This window comes from Planctobacterium sp. R6, from assembly GCF_055755215.1.
Map to the genome: position 1 here is coordinate 19,785 of NZ_JBVTQY010000017.1, position 16,743 is coordinate 36,527.

14 protein-coding genes are annotated in these 16,743 nt (G+C 45.2%); 12 read left to right on the plus strand and 2 right to left on the minus strand.

Annotated features, from left to right (window positions below):
* Positions 1-84: 84 nt before the first annotated feature.
* The 8 genes from AC0J20_RS12290 to rmf all read left to right on the plus strand — a co-directional run bounded on the left by AC0J20_RS12290 (position 85) and on the right by rmf (position 12,948).
* Complete coding sequence (locus tag AC0J20_RS12290; RefSeq protein ID WP_473021859.1) at positions 85-4,917, plus strand: NAD-glutamate dehydrogenase; 4,833 nt, start codon at positions 85-87, stop codon at positions 4,915-4,917.
* A 75-nt stretch (positions 4,918-4,992) separates the two neighbouring features.
* Positions 4,993-6,012, plus strand: coding sequence for a quinone-dependent dihydroorotate dehydrogenase (gene pyrD, locus AC0J20_RS12295; protein WP_473021860.1), 1,020 nt, complete (start codon positions 4,993-4,995; stop codon positions 6,010-6,012).
* Positions 6,009-6,566, plus strand: a complete 558-nt coding sequence (locus AC0J20_RS12300) for a hypothetical protein (protein WP_473021861.1) — start codon at positions 6,009-6,011, stop codon at positions 6,564-6,566. The genes pyrD and AC0J20_RS12300 overlap by 4 nt, the downstream gene beginning before the upstream one ends.
* Positions 6,559-8,661: a bifunctional 23S rRNA (guanine(2069)-N(7))-methyltransferase RlmK/23S rRNA (guanine(2445)-N(2))-methyltransferase RlmL gene (gene rlmKL / locus AC0J20_RS12305; protein WP_473021862.1), complete on the plus strand. Its 2,103-nt coding sequence runs from the start codon at positions 6,559-6,561 to the stop codon at positions 8,659-8,661. Before AC0J20_RS12300 ends, rlmKL begins: the two co-directional genes overlap by 8 nt.
* 11 nt (positions 8,662-8,672) lie before the next feature.
* The gene (locus AC0J20_RS12310) at positions 8,673-8,906 is read left to right on the plus strand and encodes a glutaredoxin family protein (protein ID WP_473021863.1); all 234 of its coding nucleotides are present in this window, start codon (positions 8,673-8,675) and stop codon (positions 8,904-8,906) included.
* Entirely contained in the window at positions 8,903-10,822 is a 1,920-nt protein-coding gene (gene uup / locus AC0J20_RS12315; protein ID WP_473021903.1) for an ATP-binding cassette ATPase Uup, read from the plus strand. The genes AC0J20_RS12310 and uup overlap by 4 nt, the downstream gene beginning before the upstream one ends.
* Positions 10,822-12,507 carry a DUF3466 family protein gene (locus tag AC0J20_RS12320; protein WP_229527596.1) on the plus strand — a complete coding sequence of 562 codons (1,686 nt, stop codon included), beginning with the start codon at positions 10,822-10,824 and terminating at the stop codon, positions 12,505-12,507. Before uup ends, AC0J20_RS12320 begins: the two co-directional genes overlap by 1 nt.
* A 267-nt stretch (positions 12,508-12,774) precedes the next feature.
* Positions 12,775-12,948 (plus strand): ribosome modulation factor, encoded by a 174-nt coding sequence (gene rmf / locus AC0J20_RS12325; RefSeq protein WP_229527595.1) that lies wholly within the window; start codon positions 12,775-12,777, stop codon positions 12,946-12,948.
* A 71-nt stretch (positions 12,949-13,019) separates the two neighbouring features.
* On the opposite strand, the gene fabA is transcribed toward rmf, so the two are convergent.
* Positions 13,020-13,538, minus strand: coding sequence for a bifunctional 3-hydroxydecanoyl-ACP dehydratase/trans-2-decenoyl-ACP isomerase (gene fabA / locus AC0J20_RS12330; protein WP_229527594.1), 519 nt, complete (start codon positions 13,536-13,538; stop codon positions 13,020-13,022).
* A 198-nt stretch (positions 13,539-13,736) separates the two neighbouring features.
* On the opposite strand from fabA, the gene AC0J20_RS12335 reads away from it, so the two are divergent.
* Genes AC0J20_RS12335 through AC0J20_RS12350 form a run of 4 tightly spaced genes read left to right on the plus strand, consistent with a single transcriptional unit; the run spans position 13,737 to position 16,109 of the window.
* Positions 13,737-13,994: a hypothetical protein gene (locus AC0J20_RS12335; RefSeq protein WP_229527593.1), complete on the plus strand. Its 258-nt coding sequence runs from the start codon at positions 13,737-13,739 to the stop codon at positions 13,992-13,994.
* Positions 13,991-14,383, plus strand: a complete 393-nt coding sequence (locus AC0J20_RS12340; protein WP_229527592.1) for a hypothetical protein — start codon at positions 13,991-13,993, stop codon at positions 14,381-14,383. Before AC0J20_RS12335 ends, AC0J20_RS12340 begins: the two co-directional genes overlap by 4 nt.
* A 25-nt stretch (positions 14,384-14,408) precedes the next feature.
* Complete coding sequence (locus AC0J20_RS12345; RefSeq protein ID WP_229527591.1) at positions 14,409-15,119, plus strand: SDR family oxidoreductase; 711 nt, start codon at positions 14,409-14,411, stop codon at positions 15,117-15,119.
* Positions 15,120-15,137: 18 nt separating this feature from the next.
* Positions 15,138-16,109: an aldo/keto reductase gene (locus tag AC0J20_RS12350; RefSeq protein ID WP_473021904.1), complete on the plus strand. Its 972-nt coding sequence runs from the start codon at positions 15,138-15,140 to the stop codon at positions 16,107-16,109.
* Here the strand turns inward: AC0J20_RS12350 and AC0J20_RS12355 are convergent.
* Positions 16,081-16,743 carry a lysoplasmalogenase gene (locus AC0J20_RS12355; RefSeq protein WP_473021865.1) on the minus strand — a complete coding sequence of 221 codons (663 nt, stop codon included), beginning with the start codon at positions 16,741-16,743 and terminating at the stop codon, positions 16,081-16,083. The two genes, AC0J20_RS12350 and AC0J20_RS12355, sit on opposite strands and share 29 nt — an antisense overlap.

A 16,743-nucleotide genomic window follows, 5' to 3' on the forward strand; every position in this document is an offset into this window, starting at 1 on the left:
ATATTGCAAAATCTAGTCTCTGAACCAGGCTTATCAGAGACTGGCAATTACCCTACATTAAGCCCAACATCACAAGGTATTGAAATGACGGTATCTACAAGCGCACATTCTGTTCTTTTGAACAACGTGTACCAACTTATTAAAAATAAAGTAGATAAAGAAAAACAAGAACTGGTATTTCAGTTCGCTAAAAATTTATATCAAAACGTCGCAAACACCGATCTTGATGGTCGTAGCGATAGTGACCTTTATGGAGCAGTACTCAGCTTATGGAATGAGTTTGCTACCTACAACAGTGATAAATCCTTTATTCGCGTATTTAATCCGGATGTTGCTAAGCACGGGTGGCAATCCACATATACCATCGTAGAGATTATCGTAAAAGATATGCCGTTCCTGGTGGATTCGGTGCGCATGTCGCTGAATCGATTGGGCATCACCTCGCATCTGTTGATCCATAGTCCTCTGAGTCTGGTGCGTGACGAGCATGGAAGCCTGGTTCAGTTTGGCGAAGGTGCCAAAAACCAAAACACCACTAAAGAAACGGTGTTTCTGATTGAAGTTGACAGACAAACTTCCCGTCGTAAATTGGACGCTCTGGCGAAAGAAATTGAGTCTGTAGTGGATGAAGTTTGTTTAGCGGTTGATGACTGGCAAGCAATGCGGGAACGCCTTAAAAGCATTATTGCCGATTTCAAAAAAGCCCCGGCGCCTTGTAGCAAAGAACAAAAACAGGAAGCGGAGCGCTTTTTGGCCTGGGTAGAAGATCACAATTTTACATTAATGGGTTACCGTCATTATGGTGCGAAGGCAATCAAAGGCGATTACCGTTGGATTGCTGACAATGAATCCAGTTTAGGATTGATGAAAAACTCCATCAGTGATCGGGAGCGCGTACTGTCCAGATTACCTTTATCTGCTCGCCAGGAAACCCTGAGCCATAAACCCCTGATCCTCACTAAAACCAATTCCAGAGCCCGTGTACATCGTCCTGCCTATATGGATTACATCGGCATCAAAACATTTGACGACAAAGGCAACGTGATTGCAGAAGATCGCTTCCTGGGTCTTTATTCCGCGTCTTTTTACAACAGCAGTGCCTTACAACTGCCGGTTCTTAAGGATAAGATCCAACGCATTTGTGATGCGTCGGGTTTTGAGCGAGGAACACACGCTTACAAGGCCCTGTTAAATATCATGGAAACCTATCCCCGTGATGAGATCCTGCAAACCACAGACGAAGAGCTGCTTAAAATTGTCGTGGGCATTTTCCAGATGCAGGAGCGCGGTATTTCCAGAATATTTGTCAGAAAAGATATCTTCGGTCGATTCTTCTCTTGCATGGTATTTGTTCCCAGAGAGCGCTACAACACGCAACTGCGTAAAGAAACCCAGGCGTTGCTGAAGAAGTCTCTTGGCAGTGACAAAGAAGTCGAATTTACAACCTATTTCTCTGAATCGGTTTACGCCAGAACCCATTACATTGTTCGTGTTGAGAACAATAATGTAGAAGTTAACGTGAAGGACATAGAGAAGAATATTGTGGAACTATCTAAATCGTGGGATGACAAACTGGGCTCCGCAATCAGAGCCAGCTATGGCCAGACGAAAGGCAAAGCGTTAGAACAAAAATATGAAAGCGCTTTTTCCCGTAGTTATATGGAACAAAATCTGCCAGGCACAACGGTAGTAGACATCGAAAAGCTGGAATTGCTGGATGATAGTCACCGTCTGGACATGCTGTTCTACAAACCTCAGGAAGAGTCCAGAGACAGTGAGGCTGTTCGTCTGAAACTCTTCCATAAGAAAGAGCCTATTCACCTATCTGCAGTGTTGCCGGTATTGGAAAACTTCGGTCTGCGCGTTATCGATGAAACGCCTTACGAAGTGAAGAGTGCCGACGGCGATGTTAACTGGATCATGGATTTCTCCATGTTACACAGTACCAGTGCAAAAATGGATATGGTGAAAGCGCAATCCTTGTTCCAGGACGCGTTTTCCAAAGTCTGGAATGATGATTTGGAAGATGATGCCTTTAACCGATTGGTTCTTGGAGCAGGGCTGACGGGGCGCAAAGTCACCATTTTGCGTGCCTACGCCAAGTATATGCGCCAAACCGGCAGCTCTTTCAGTAATAGCTATATTGCCCGTACTTTGGACAGATACCCAGATATTGCCACACTGATTATCAGTTTGTTCGAAGCGCGTTTTGATCCGAGCAAAGAGCAAGATGCTGACAAGATTGAGGCATTACAGCAGGATATCAAACACAAATTAGATCAGGTGGCAAACCTGGATGACGACCGTATTATTCGCCGTTATCTGGACATGATAATGGCCACACTGAGAACTAACTTTTATCAAACGGATAAAGAAGGGTTTGAAAAACCGTATATCTCCTTTAAGTTCCTGCCGGAACTGATTCCGGATATGCCCCTGCCGTTACCTAAGTTTGAGATTTTTGTTTACTCACCGCTGGTTGAAGGTGTGCACCTGCGTGGTGGCAAAGTGGCTCGCGGTGGCTTGCGCTGGTCCGATCGTCAGGAAGACTTCAGAACCGAAGTGCTGGGATTGGTAAAAGCCCAGCAGGTAAAAAATACCGTTATTGTTCCGGTTGGCGCTAAAGGCGGGTTCGTTTGTAAAAAACTACCGGTATCTGAAGGTCGCGATGCGATATTTAAAGCCGGTCAGGAATGCTACAGAATCTTTATCCGCAGCTTATTAGATATCACCGATAACATCGTAGATGGCAGCATTGTTCATCCGGAAAATGTAGTACGCCACGACGAAGATGATCCATACCTGGTGGTTGCCGCTGATAAAGGTACTGCTACTTTCTCAGATATCGCCAATGGTATTTCAGAAGAATACGGGTTTTGGTTAGGTGATGCATTTGCCTCTGGTGGTAGCGTAGGTTATGACCACAAAGGCATGGGCATTACAGCAAGAGGCGCGTGGGAGTCGGTTAAACGCCATTTCCGGGAAATGGGAGTTGATTGTCAAACCACAGATTTTACCTGTTTAGCGGTAGGTGATATGGCTGGTGACGTATTCGGCAACGGCATGTTGTTGTCTAAACACACGCGTCTGGTTTGTGCCTTTAACCACCTGAATATTTTCTTTGATCCGGACCCGGATGCGGCTAAAACCTGGGTAGAGCGCAAGCGTTTGTTTGATAATCCAAAATTGGGTTGGGATGATTACGATAAGTCTTTAATTTCTAAAGGCGGCGGCGTGTTCTCTCGCTCAGCGAAATCTATTCAGTTAACGCCGGAAATGCAAAAGTGGTTGGATACCAAAGCCACCAGTATGACACCGAATCAGTTGATCAATACCGCACTTAAGATGCCGGTTGATCTTATCTGGAACGGCGGTATCGGCACCTATGTGAAAAGCTCTAAAGAAAGCCATGCAGATTGCGGCGACAGAGCCAATGACGATGTACGGGTCAACGGTAGCCAGGTTAAGGCCAGGATTGTCGGTGAAGGTGGTAATCTGGGTCTGACTCAGTTAGGACGGGTTGAATATGCGTCAACTGGCGGACGGGTCAATACCGACTTTATTGATAATGTGGGCGGTGTCGATTGCTCGGACAATGAAGTTAATATCAAAATTTTGTTGAACTCTGTGGTCAATGCCGGTGATCTGACAGTCAAACAACGTAATCAGTTGTTATATGACATGACCGACGACGTCGCAGACCTGGTGATTCAGGATTGTTATCGTCAGACATTAAGCATGTCGATTACCCATCAAACCGGCGTCGGCTCCCTGAAAGAGCAGTTGCGCTTTGTACATGGCCTGGAGCGAGACGGGGTGCTTAACCGCGAGTTGGAATTTATCCCTTCTGACGATGATTTATCCGAACGTCTGACCCGTGGTAAAGGGTTTACGCGTCCGGAGCTTTCGGTACTGATTTCCTATGGCAAAATGGTACTTAAAGAACAGCTCAATATTCCTGAAATTACGGATAATCCTTATCACGCAAAACTGCTGCTTAGTGCATTCCCGAAAGTGCTGCAAGACAAATTTGCCGCCAAAATGGAAGAGCATCCATTGCGGGCAGAAATCATCGCTACGAAATTGGCCAATAACATGGTTAATGACATGGGACTGAACTTCCTGTTCCGTATGCGTGAAGAAACCGGCGCAGCAGTGCATGAAATTGCCAATGCTTATGCCGTGATCAAAGGTGTGTTCAAGATTGAAGCGCTGTGGGGCAGTGTCGAAGATTTGGACAACAAGGTCTCTGCTGAAGTGCAATTGCAAATGTTTGACAGCATACGTCGCACGTTGCGTCGCGGTTCTCGCTGGTATATGCGTCACGGTAAAAAAGGTCAGGAATTACAAGCCTGTATCGACAGTTATGCCGACACGTTCGACAACATCAGTGAAAATCTTGAAGCTTATTTAGTTCCGGCTGAATACAAGCAATTACAGCTCAATATTGACAATTTCGTGAAGCTTGGGGTTCCCAATGAAATAGCGACCCGAATTGCCAGTATGAGTAATCTGTTCTCATGTCTGGATCTGGCGCAAATCGTCGCGGAGCAGGATCGCGATACTTCGCTGATTGCCAGCTTGTATTACATGCTGGGTTCTGAGTTGGAATTACATTGGTTCCTGGATCAGATCAATAAACAGGCGGTTTCAAATCACTGGCAAGCACTGGCGCGTTCCTCTTATCGCGAAGAGTTAGACTGGCAACAACGCTTACTAACGGTTGGCATTCTTAAACATGCACCGGAAAGCAGCGATGCCAGGGAAATTTTAGATAAATGGATTAAAGAGCATCAATTCTTGCTGGAACGCTGGTATCATATGATGGCCGAGTTTAAAACCAGCACAACTCATGAGTTCGCTAAGTTCTCAGTTGCTTTACGAGAGTTGGGCTTATTGAGTTTGAATTGCGATTAGTAATAGTACTAAATTTGAATGTTTGAACGAAGGCCCGGTATTAACCGGGCTTTTTATTTTATTAAGGGATACTGAATGTATTGGTTAGCACAAAAGTTGCTGTTTAATCTGGATGCTGAAGTCAGTCACGACTTAACGCTTAATTTTTTAAAGCGTGCGCAAAACACACCTTTAGAGAACTTGTACAAACAAGACGTAGACGCTAAACCAACTCAGTTTCTGGGTATGACGTTGCCTAATCCGGTAGGACTTGCTGCTGGCCTGGATAAAAATGGCGAATGTATCGACGCCTTTGCTGCTATGGGTTTTGGCTTTATTGAAGTTGGAACCGTGACCCCATTGCCTCAGGCCGGTAATGATAAACCCCGGTTATTCAGGCTTAAAGATGCCCAGGCCATCGTCAATCGTATGGGTTTCAATAACAAAGGGGTGGATTACCTGGTTGAACAGGTAAAACGGTCGCAATATCGCGGTGTGCTGGGTATCAATATTGGTAAAAACAAAGTCACACCAGAAGAAAACGCGTTGGATGATTATCTGATTTGCATGCGTAAGGTTTACGAACATGCCAGTTATATCACGATCAATATTTCTTCTCCTAATACACCGGGCTTACGCAATCTGCAATATGGCGAAGCGCTGGAAGCCTTGTTAAGTGGTATTAAGCAGGAGCAACAGGTTTTAGCTGACAAGCATGGTAAACATGTCCCGGTTTTGGTGAAAATAGCACCGGATCTGAGTGCGGAAGAAATTGAAGGCATTGCCGATTCACTGAAAAAGTCGCAGGTGGAGGGGGTCATTGCCACCAATACCACTATTTCCCGTGACGGTGTGGAAGGATTGCGTTGGGCAAAAGAAGCCGGGGGATTAAGCGGTGGACCGCTAACTCAAAAAAGCCTTGAAGTTACCCGTTTACTGGCGAACGCCTTAGCCGGTGAAATCCCAATCATGGGGGTTGGAGGGATCGATTCGGCTCAGAGCGCCCAAGACAGATTAGATGCTGGCGCACAAGTCCTACAGGTTTATTCATCCTTTATTTACCAGGGGCCACAACTGATCACAGATATCGTGTCCGGTATTCAGGTGGCTCATTGAGTTTTTTGCTACCTTCTCCTCATTGGCAATGGGAGCTGGATCCTGAGTTTAAGTGCCTGACGCTCAACCTTGATACCGGGCACAAGGTGGTTACCGGCATTGCCGCTAAACAGTTGCGAGATAAAAACCTGAGCAGTGTCGCCTTTTCGGTAACTGATACCGAAATTTACAATGAACTGGTGGAGTACATCGAAATCTCGGTGTTAAATCAATGGCCTGAATTGGCCTTTCAGGTTGTGATCAACGCCACTGCTGCCCTTGTCTTTCACAAGGAAATTGCCGCAAAAAACTGGCTGTACGAAGAAAATGTGGACGCAAACTCAATGTCTGTCACCATACCCGGTCTGGCTTCAGTCACCTCCCGGTTCGATGGCGCTGATATATTGCTGTTAAACCCGGAAGGGCATTATGTGTTGGCCATGTTGTTGCAACCATTTCAGATTAATGAAACCAAACAATTAGCCGCTTTTTCTCTGATAAAGGTGGGTGTTGACAGATTATTTGCGTTTACCGGGGATAGCCTTGAAAACGCGGGAACAGATGAATATGTATAAAATTCTTATCACAACAGCATTGGGTCTGGAAGAGTTACTGGCGGCAGAAATAAAAGAGTTACTGCCAGAGTTGGAGTGTCAGCAAAAGCCCGGGCAGGTCATTACCAGCGCTGAGCTTGAAGCCATTTATTCTATTTGCCTGTGGTCACGGTTAGCTAACCGCGTCTTACTGGAATTAACCTCGGGCAGAATAGAGACAGGGGATGACCTGTATCAGTTGGCTTGCGAAGTCAACTGGCCTGGCCAGTTTGACCTGAAAAACACCTTTGCTGTAGATTTTTTCGGCACTAACAAAGAAATACGCAATACCCAGTTTGGCGCTCTGAAAATAAAAGATGCGGTGGTGGATAAATTCTCTGAAAACCACTCAACCAGGCCAAACGTAGACAAAAGCAATCCGGATATTCGCATTCAGGGTAGAATTCACAGTGATAAAGCCGCTATCTATCTGGATATGTCCGGTGGCAGCCTGCATCAACGCAATTACCGGCAGGAAACTGGCCCGGCACCCATTCGGGAAAACCTGGCTTTTGCCATGTTAATGCGCAGTGGCTGGACAGAGAATACTGACAAGCCTTTATGTGACCCCATGTGTGGTTCAGGTACTGTGGTGATTGAGGCGGCCCTGTACAAGGCTAAAATTGCCCCAGGGCTGCAACGCAAACAATGGGGCTTTAGTCATTGGGCAGGGCACAGTGAAAGTGTATGGCAAGTTATTTTGGGGTCTGCTGAGAAAAGGCAGAAACAAGCCGTTGGCAATATCTTTGCCGGTGAAATAAGCCATAAACTCATTAATATTGCGAAGCAGAATGCCAGAGTCGCAGGCGTGGCTGATATGATTCAGTTTACCCACAAAGATGCTACAGAATATGCGCCGGCAACTGAAGTACCGGGCTATCTGGTGAGCAACCCACCCTACGGTGAACGTTTAAGCGACTTCAACCGTTTATTGCCGATTTTCCAGCAATGGGGTAGCTGGTTAAAGGAGCATTATGCGCAGTGGCACTTAGCCTTGTTAACCTCAAACCGCGAACTGCTTAAACAACTCAAACTGGCTTCTTCCCGCAGTTATAAATTTAAAAACGCCAATCTGGATTGTGAGTTAGTGCTGTTTCACATGGCTGACAGAAATCTGGCTGAACTGAAACACGAAGCAAAACTGGAAGGTGATTTTGCCAACAGGTTACGGAAGAACTGGGATAAAACGCGACGTTGGTTGAAAAAACAAAACACCGAATGCTATCGCATTTATGATGCGGATTTGCCAGAGTACAATGTGGCAATTGACCGGTACAAGGATGCATTGGTGATCCAGGAGTATGCTGCGCCGAAAAACATTCCGCAGCAAAAAAGCCGTGCCCGCCTGCAAGAAGTGTTATTGGTGGCGCCTAAAGTCCTGGACATTGAGCCGCAAAATGTTGCGTTAAAAGTGCGCGAAGTTAAAAAGGGCAAAAATCAATACGAAAAAGTCTCCCGTCAAAATAAGATGATGGAAGTTCAGGAAAATGGCGCTAAGTTCTTAGTTAATCTGTTTGATTACCTGGATACCGGATTATTTCTGGATCATAGAGATACCCGGAGCATGATCCGCAATATGAGTAAAGGCAAGCGGGTGTTAAATCTGTTTTCCTATACCGGTTCTGTGTCGGTCTATGCGGCATTAGGAGGTGCTAAGTCGGTTACCACGGTAGATATGTCTAATACTTACCTTGATTGGGCAAAACAGAATTTTGCTCTAAATAAGTTGCAGGGAGATTTTGACTTTGTCAAAGCCGATGTCACCAGTTGGTTAAAACAAAACCGCTATCAATATGATTTGATATTTATCGATCCACCTTCTTTTTCTAATTCCAAAAGCATGGAAAACACCTGGGATGTACAGCGAGATCACGTCGAACTGTTAAGGGATGCGAGCAAGTCTTTAGCCACCGATGGCGTTATTGTGTTTTCCAATAATTTACGCAATTTTAAATTGTCTGGCGACGTGACGGAAAAACTCAATCTGACGGTGAAAAACATCACAGCAGATACTATTCCCGAGGATTTTAAACGCAATAGTAAAATTCATCATTGTTTTCTTTTACAGGGTAAATAATCCACATTTGTATGCATAAATTAACTTTGTTCTCAGGCACTGATTGCCATTTGTGTGACATCGCCAAAAGTATGTTGTCCACGTTGTTAGCAGACAGCATTACGCTTTCTGAAATTAACGTTAAAGCCGAGCGCCAGTATTTTCATCAATACGGCGCCAGAATACCGGTGTTAAGAAACGATGAGTCAGGGGCTGAATTAGGTTGGCCGTTTGATGAGGGGCAGTTACAGGAGTTCTTAAGATAATGTTGTTACAACTAAAAGACGCCTGTATTGCTTTTGGTCACAAACCCTTAGTTGAAAAAGGCAATCTGACATTAAACCCCGGTGAAAGAATGTGTTTAGTCGGACGCAATGGCACGGGGAAATCCACGTTACTGAAACTGATTGCCGGGCAACAGGCACTGGATGATGGCCAGCGCATAGTGAACAGTGAAACGGTGATTGCTGTACTGCCGCAGGACCCGCCGGCATTGGCTAATATCACGGTGTTTGACTACATCGCAGAAGGACTGCAGGAAATCGGTATATTGCTCAAGCAGTATCACGAAGTGGTAACGCTTGTGGCTGAAGATCCGTCAGATCAAAACCTGGCGACGCTGGATACCTTGCAAAAGCAACTGGATGCCCGTCAGGGCTGGCAATTAGAGCAGCGCATTGAGCAGGTGATTTCTCTGTTACAGCTTGATGCTGATGTCACACTGGAATCATTGTCTGGTGGCTGGCGCAGAAAGGCCGCGCTGGCTAAAGCGCTGGTGCGTAAGCCGGATATTTTATTATTAGATGAACCCACCAACCACCTGGATATTGAGATGATCAATTGGTTAGAAAATCAATTGATGGAATACCAGGGGGCCATGGTTTTTGTCAGCCACGACAGGGCGTTTATCCGTCGTGTGGCGAATAAAATTGTTGATTTAGACCGGGGTGTGTTGACCGAGTACCCGGGAGATTACGCAAAATACCTGATTAAAAAAGCAGAGGATCTGGAAGTGCAGGCCACTCAGGATGCGCTGTTCGACAAAAGATTAAGTCAGGAAGAAACCTGGATACGTCAGGGAATTAAGGCTCGCCGAACCAGAAATGAAGGTCGGGTGAGGGCCCTGAAAGCAATGCGCGACGAATATGCTCAGCGACGCAAAGTGCAAGGTAATGCCACTATCCAGTTAAGTGACGGTCAGAAATCTGGCAAACGGGTATTCGAGGCCAAAGGGCTTACCTATGCCATAGATGGACAGCCACTGGTAAAAAACCTGGATTTACAGGTAATGCGAGGTGATAAGTTAGCTCTGGTGGGCCCTAATGGGTGCGGAAAAAGTACCCTGATCAAATTATTGCTGGGGCAGATTACCCCTGATGCCGGTACAGTCAAGCAAGGCACCAATTTAGAAATCGCCTATTTTGATCAACACCGCGAGCAACTGGACCCTGACAAAGCGGTGATCGATGTGGTTGCAGATGGCAAACGAGAAATAGACATAAATGGTCGCGGGCGTCATGTAATTAGTTATTTGCAAGACTTTTTGTTTTCACCTGAACGGGTACAATCCCCGGTATCTTCTTTGTCAGGTGGAGAAAAAAACCGTTTATTGTTAGCCAAGATCTTGTCACGTCCCGGTAATTTGTTAATTCTCGATGAACCCACCAACGACCTGGATGTAGAAACGCTGGAATTACTGGAAGAAACCCTGGCAAATTACCAGGGAACCTTGATTCTGGTTAGCCATGACCGCGAATTTGTGGATAATGTAGTCACTTCGAGCTGCTTCTTTGAAGGGCAAGGTATCATTCAACAGTTTGTTGGCGGCTATCAGGAAATTCATCGCTGGTATGCACAGCAACAAAAAGACAAAAAAGCCAATGTAAAGATTGAAACTTCTGCCCCGCAGGAGAGTCGAAAGAGCGTTTCAGGTAATACAAAGGCGAAAAAGCTCAGTTACAAATTACAGCTGGAGTTGGATGAGTTACCGGAAAAAGTGGAACATCTTGAAAATAAAACTCAGGAAATTCAGGAACAAATAAGTGCTCCTGAATTTTACAGCCAGGATCAGGATAAGGTCTCAGCCACGCTGACCTTGCTGGCAGAAACAGAACAACAATTGGAACAGGCTTATTCTCGTTGGGATGAGCTTGAAAGTATGAAACAGGAATCAACGAGTTAATGAAATATTTTAAATTTGCCAGGGTTGCCTTGGTTTCAATGGCGGTATTTTCTCAGGCTTCACATGGTGCACTGTACCAGGTTACAGAAATTGATACTCATGCGGTGTCAAAAAATGCCTTCCCGGTGGATATGAACGAGTCAGGTGACATCGTTATGTCACTTACTTACAGTTCACAGTTCCCGTTAGCGGAATACAATATTCCCATTGATTTGTCGCTGATAGATTTTGAAAGTGAGACCTTACAGGATAATTTAACCGACATTGAAGCGGCTCAAAATGGCAACTTTAATCTCGAAGATTATCAGACTATTTTGAGTGTTATTCGCGCCGGTCAGGGTGTGAGAACCGTGCAACGACTGGTTCCCTGGCTTAGCTATGTGTCAGACACCGGGGCAGTGTCCTATATTCCCGGGTTTGATGTTGAAGACGCTGACTACTCAGGCTACACAAAGAGTGTTGATACCCGCGTTAAGGGGATTAACGACAGTGGTGTTATCGTGGGTAACTCTGAAGGAAACCCGGTAAAAGTTGAGTACGTCAATGAAGATGATGAGGAAATAACCTATCTGGTACGTGGACATACTACCCGAGGTTTTGTCGACCTCAATGGTAATACTGTCGGTCTGGTTTCCGATTCTGATTTGGTGGGCGGATACACTGAAGCCCGTGATGTTAACAACAGCCTGATGGTGGCGGGATTAGAAATCTTTAATCCCAGAGAAGCCATCACTGAAGCGGTAGAAACCTGTAATGATGAAGAGGACCGTGGTGACCAGCCATTGGAAACCTGCTTACAAAATTTACATGCGACGTTGTTCAGTACACACCACCGCAGAGCCGTAATCTGGCAGTTAGACACTGATGGCAATGTCACTGATACCATGACTTATGAAGTGCCTTTTGAGCCTGAAGAAGACGATGACCGTTTGTTTTCCAGTGAGGCACTTGCAATAAACGAAAATGGTGTGGCCGTAGGCCGAACCACCAATTTCTTTGAAGACAATACGGATTTTATGAGCCAGTATGCCGCGGTATTTTCCGGTGACGAAATCATCAGCATCACAGACAGAAATGAATACCGAAGCAGTATTGCGACAGACATCAATGACAGTAATCTTGTGACGGGATATGCGGTAAAACGTATTAACGGTATCGATCGCAGTAAGTTTTTCGTGTACAACACGGATTCTAATGAGATTAGCTTCCCCGATGACTTTTTCCCTGGTTCTTCCAGTGTCGCCCGGGGAATCAACAATAATGGTCAGGTTGTGGGCGAGGGCGAGGTAGAAACCACCCTAAGTAGCACGCGACGCAGAGAAGCGTTTGTCTATGATGTGAACGACAGCACCTTTCAGAACCTCAATGATTTATTGAGTTGTGATTCACCTTATACGATTATTCAGGCGCATAGCATCAATGACAGTGGGCAAATTGCTGCGCTGGCCAGAGTCAGACGGGCTGAAACTGATGTTCAGGGTAATCTGGCATTAGCTGATGATGGTTCTGAAAACCTGGTTGATACCTTTATCACTGTACGTTTAAATCCGATTCCCGGTGGCGAAATTGATTCCTGCGATGACGATGATGACGATACCAGCGCGCCTGATCGTCAGGGTGGCTCAACGGGATGGGGCTTGTTGCTGTTACCCCTTGTATTACTGATGAGAAGATTTAAACGCTAATAAACCAGTTGTTTTTACTTTGTCTGAAGCCGCGATTCGCGGCTTTTTTATGCGTTTTTAATCATAAAAATTAACCGCTAATTGCATGTAATTAAAAATGTAATTTTTATGAAAAAATGTTGTAAAGAAAAAGCTGTATGGATTTCATTTACTTATGTGTTGTCAAGTAGTCAGTGTAAAAATTAAACCTTGAACACAAGGTCAGGATCCTCTATTTCATAGGGGTGGGCATAAAGCCTACAAACAGCAATTGATAAAGAGGTGAAAATGAAAAGACAAAAGCGCGATAAATTATCTCGGGCCCACGCAAAAGGGTATCAAGCTGGTATTTCTGGTAGGGCTAAAGACAACTGTCCATTCCAGGCTGTAGAGGCGCGTTCTCAGTGGCTTGGTGGTTGGAGAGCTGCAATGGAAGATCGAAGCTTAGGTCTTGTAAAATAAAAACACAATCTTCAGTATTTTAGAGAGAACAAAAGCCCCGGTAGAGGGGCTTTTGTATATCTGGCACTAAATTAAAAGTTGCTGGTATCCTGAAACAGACCCACTTTCAGATCTTTTGCTTCATAGATTGGACGGCCGTCTACTTCTACTACTCCATCACCAATGCCCATAAACAGTTTGCGCTTGATGACGCGCTTCATGGTAATTTTGTAGGTGACTTTTTTAGCTGTAGGCAAGATCTGGCCGGTAAATTTCACTTCGCCCACACCCAGTGCACGGCCTTTGCCGGGGCCGCCACTCCAACCCAGAAAGAATCCAACTAGTTGCCACATTGCATCCAAACCCAGGCAACCGGGCATGACAGGATCGCCCGGAAAATGACAATCAAAGAACCACAGATCAGGTGTGATATCCAATTCAGCATGGATGTAACCTTTGCCGTTGTCTCCGCCATCTTCGCTAATTTCTACAATGCGATCCATCATCAACATATTGGGCGCAGGCAACTGGCTGTTTCCTGGTCCAAAGAGTTCGCCGCGACTACAACTAAGTAGGTCTTCTTTATCAAACTGATTCTTTCTTTCTGACATTTTTGCACTTCACTGTTTAAAAATTTGCGGCTAATTTAGCGAACACTTGTGCGCTAAACAAGTCTGATTAGTCTTTTTCGCCAGTATTTTTATGGTTTGGAGGATGACACAGGGTATTAATTGTGCAAATTTTCTGTGAAACTTTCATTCGTCGTGGGAAAGGGTATAGTTGCATAAAAGGGATGACTTTTCATAGACATGAGCAACGTTAAAAATCGTCTGAAAGCAAACGCAGATAAACAAAAGCGGTTCAGAGAAAAGCAAAAAGCTGAAGGCAAAAAAATGTTAAGAGGCTACGTAAATCCTGAAGCGGTTGATTGTTACGCCGAGTTGCGAGACAAGACTGGGTGGACTGACAGCGAAATTTTAAGTAATTCTCTGAGAATCACCTATGCAGCATATAAATGTGGTCAAATTAAACTGTTAAACGAATGGCTTAAAAAGAATCAAAAATGAGTTGGACAATCGTTTTCTGGTATACCTCAATATTGGTTGTGGTTTCTGTCATTGGACGCCTGTTTGATCTGTCTAATGGGACATGGCAGCAAAATACCAAAGGCTATAAGGTTCAGGATGTCATTGATGTCATCGTGGTGCTGTTTGGCCTTATCGGCTTGTTCGGTTTGGCCTTTAACGAGCGCTACTTTAGTCAGTCTCTGTGGCAAGGTTATTTTGTTGTTACCATGGTCTATATTCCCTTGTCTTTTTTCACCCCTAAATTCTCCGGTATGCGCCAGTTATACGGTAACTTTAATGTGTTTAAGGCGGTTGTCTCCAATACCTTGTTGATGGCACCTTCCCATATTGGACAGTACATTTACGCGTTTAATGTAAGCTGGGCTTAGTTTTCAAATCTCCATAGGAATTTAAATGAACACACTCGCAAACAAAGTGGCTATTGTCACGGGTGGGGCCTCAGGTATTGGTCTTGCTATCACTGAAGCGCTGCTTAAAGCCGGCGTTAATGTAGTTATTAGCTCTCGCCGTCAGGCACTGCTGTCAGAAACTGCGGATAAATTTAATGCCATATATGAGGCCAGGTGTTTACCAGTGGCTGCCGACGTACGAATAAAAGCGGATATTCAGGGGCTGGTTTCTAAAACGTTACAGTCATTTGGTACAGTAGACATTTTAATTAATAATTCGGGCCTGGGTGTTACGGATAAAATTATTGATTGTCCGGAAGAAAACTGGGATTTAGTCATGGAAACCTGTACCAAAGGGACTTTTTTGCTGAGTCAGGCAGTGTTACCCACGATGCAGGCGCAGAAAAGTGGATTTATTATCAATATCGCTTCTCAGGCTGCAAAAAATGGTTACGCAGAAGCTGGCCCTTATTGTGCGGCAAAATTTGGTGTATTGGGGTTGGGCCTGGCTCTGCAGGAAGAAGTCAGAGAGTTTGGCATCAAGGTCCACAGCTTGTGTCCCGGGTTGGTGCAGGTGCCGGCGGCAAACTCGGAAGACAACCAAAAGTCTGGTTGGTTACAACCGGAAGATCTGGCGCAGTCAGTATTATTTTTACTTCAACAACCCAAACGTGTCCATTTTGACAATATTGGTCTTTGGGGTTTCCCGGTATAAATGAGGAGCAAAGAAATGATGAAATCTATTCCGTTATCAAATTATTTTCCATCGGTGAGTTCGATTGGGCTAGGTTGTATGGGATTTGGCGGTGACTGGAGTGCAGAGCCGTTTACACCTGCACATATTACGGAATTGCACCAAGCTTTAGATGCCGCACTGGAAGGCAACATCAATTTTATCGATCACGCTGATATTTATACATTGGGCAAAGCCGAAGCGGTGTTTGGCGAAGTGCTTAAACAGCGTCCGGAATTGCGTGAACAATTCGTGATCCAAAGTAAGTGTGGCATTAAATTTGATGACGACAAAGGCCCGGCGCGCTATGACTTTTCAAAATCCTGGATAACACAGTCAGTGGAGGGCATTTTAGCGCGATTAAATATCGAGCAACTGGATATATTACTACTACATCGCCCAGATCCTCTGATGGAGTTGGATGATGTTGCAGAAGCGTTCAATCAGCTTATCGAACAGGGCAAAGTTAAGCACTTCGGCGTTTCTAATATGCATGATTATCAAATGGCATATTTGCAATCTGGTTTGCAACAACCCCTGGTCGCCAATCAGTTAGAAATGAGTCTGCGCAATCTGGACTGGTTAAATGAAAGTGTAAACGCGGGTATGCCATCCGGTACAACAAATCACTTTTCACCGGGTATTGTTGAGTATTGCCGCAGCAATAATGTGCAAATACAGGCCTGGGGATGTCTTGCACAAGGATTGTTTTCGGGGCGCAATCTCGATGGTCAGCCTGAAAATGTGATTGCTACCGCGAACCTGGTGGCTATGATGGCGGCAGAATTTAACGTATCTAAAGAAGCTATCGTGCTTGCCTGGTTAATGCGTCATCCGGCAAATATTCAGCCAATCATAGGTACGACAAACCCACAACGCATCCAGGCCTGTGCACAAGCCACTAAGGTGCAATTAAGCCGTGAGCAGTGGTATCAGCTTTACGTTACATCTCGTGGCGAGCGTATGCCGTAAGACGTATTATTCCAACGATGATCAGGTATTGAGCCAGATAATAACTGGCCATGATCCAAACCGTTGCGAAAGGGATGGGGTGCCGAAAGGCATTCCAGGCTATCAGGCTATCTGAGACGGCAAAAATCAGGGCGCCGTACAAATGAAGACGATGGGACGTTTGTGCCGAAAAGATTGCGCTGATACACATAAAACTGATAACGCCAACGTACACAATAACCGCATATCTCAAAACAACTTCCTCCGGCATCACCCACTGGGCCATAAACCAGGAGTAGATCAGCACCGCGATAGCACCCAGGTGACGATACCTGGCCGGGTGTAACTGTTTTTCGCTGACAAAACGTGCAAAGCTAACGATATAAAAAATATGGGCGATCAGAAAAGCGCTTAAGCCTGCCATAAAGTTTTGTTCAAACTGCATTGCCAGTAATACATCGCCTAAACCGCTAAATGTCAATGCCAACAAGGGATAAGTACGATGCCCCGCAGGGAGCTGCTGGTAAGCCACTAAGGCTAAAACAACGATTGGGAATACCTTTACCAGAGGACTCAGGGGGTAGGGTGCCAGAGGGCTGCTGAGCGTATATATAACAGCAATGATAAAAAATAGTGAGACGTAAAGCTTATTCAT

What these genes read in the sequence shown, in the direction of transcription:
- rlmKL (WP_473021862.1), top strand. Translation starts at nt 6,559, where the DNA reads ATGTATAAAATTCTTATCACAACAGCATTGGGTCTGGAAGAGTTACTG.
- rmf (WP_229527595.1), top strand. Translation starts at nt 12,775, where the DNA reads ATGAAAAGACAAAAGCGCGATAAATTATCTCGGGCCCACGCAAAAGGG.
- AC0J20_RS12340 (WP_229527592.1), top strand. Translation starts at nt 13,991, where the DNA reads ATGAGTTGGACAATCGTTTTCTGGTATACCTCAATATTGGTTGTGGTT.
- AC0J20_RS12310 (WP_473021863.1), top strand. Translation starts at nt 8,673, where the DNA reads ATGCATAAATTAACTTTGTTCTCAGGCACTGATTGCCATTTGTGTGAC.
- fabA (WP_229527594.1), bottom strand. Translation starts at nt 13,538, where the DNA reads ATGTCAGAAAGAAAGAATCAGTTTGATAAAGAAGACCTACTTAGTTGT.
- AC0J20_RS12345 (WP_229527591.1), top strand. Translation starts at nt 14,409, where the DNA reads ATGAACACACTCGCAAACAAAGTGGCTATTGTCACGGGTGGGGCCTCA.
- AC0J20_RS12355 (WP_473021865.1), bottom strand. Translation starts at nt 16,743, where the DNA reads ATGAATAAGCTTTACGTCTCACTATTTTTTATCATTGCTGTTATATAT.
- AC0J20_RS12290 (WP_473021859.1), top strand. Translation starts at nt 85, where the DNA reads ATGACGGTATCTACAAGCGCACATTCTGTTCTTTTGAACAACGTGTAC.
- AC0J20_RS12335 (WP_229527593.1), top strand. Translation starts at nt 13,737, where the DNA reads ATGAGCAACGTTAAAAATCGTCTGAAAGCAAACGCAGATAAACAAAAG.
- AC0J20_RS12320 (WP_229527596.1), top strand. Translation starts at nt 10,822, where the DNA reads ATGAAATATTTTAAATTTGCCAGGGTTGCCTTGGTTTCAATGGCGGTA.
- AC0J20_RS12350 (WP_473021904.1), top strand. Translation starts at nt 15,138, where the DNA reads ATGAAATCTATTCCGTTATCAAATTATTTTCCATCGGTGAGTTCGATT.
- pyrD (WP_473021860.1), top strand. Translation starts at nt 4,993, where the DNA reads ATGTATTGGTTAGCACAAAAGTTGCTGTTTAATCTGGATGCTGAAGTC.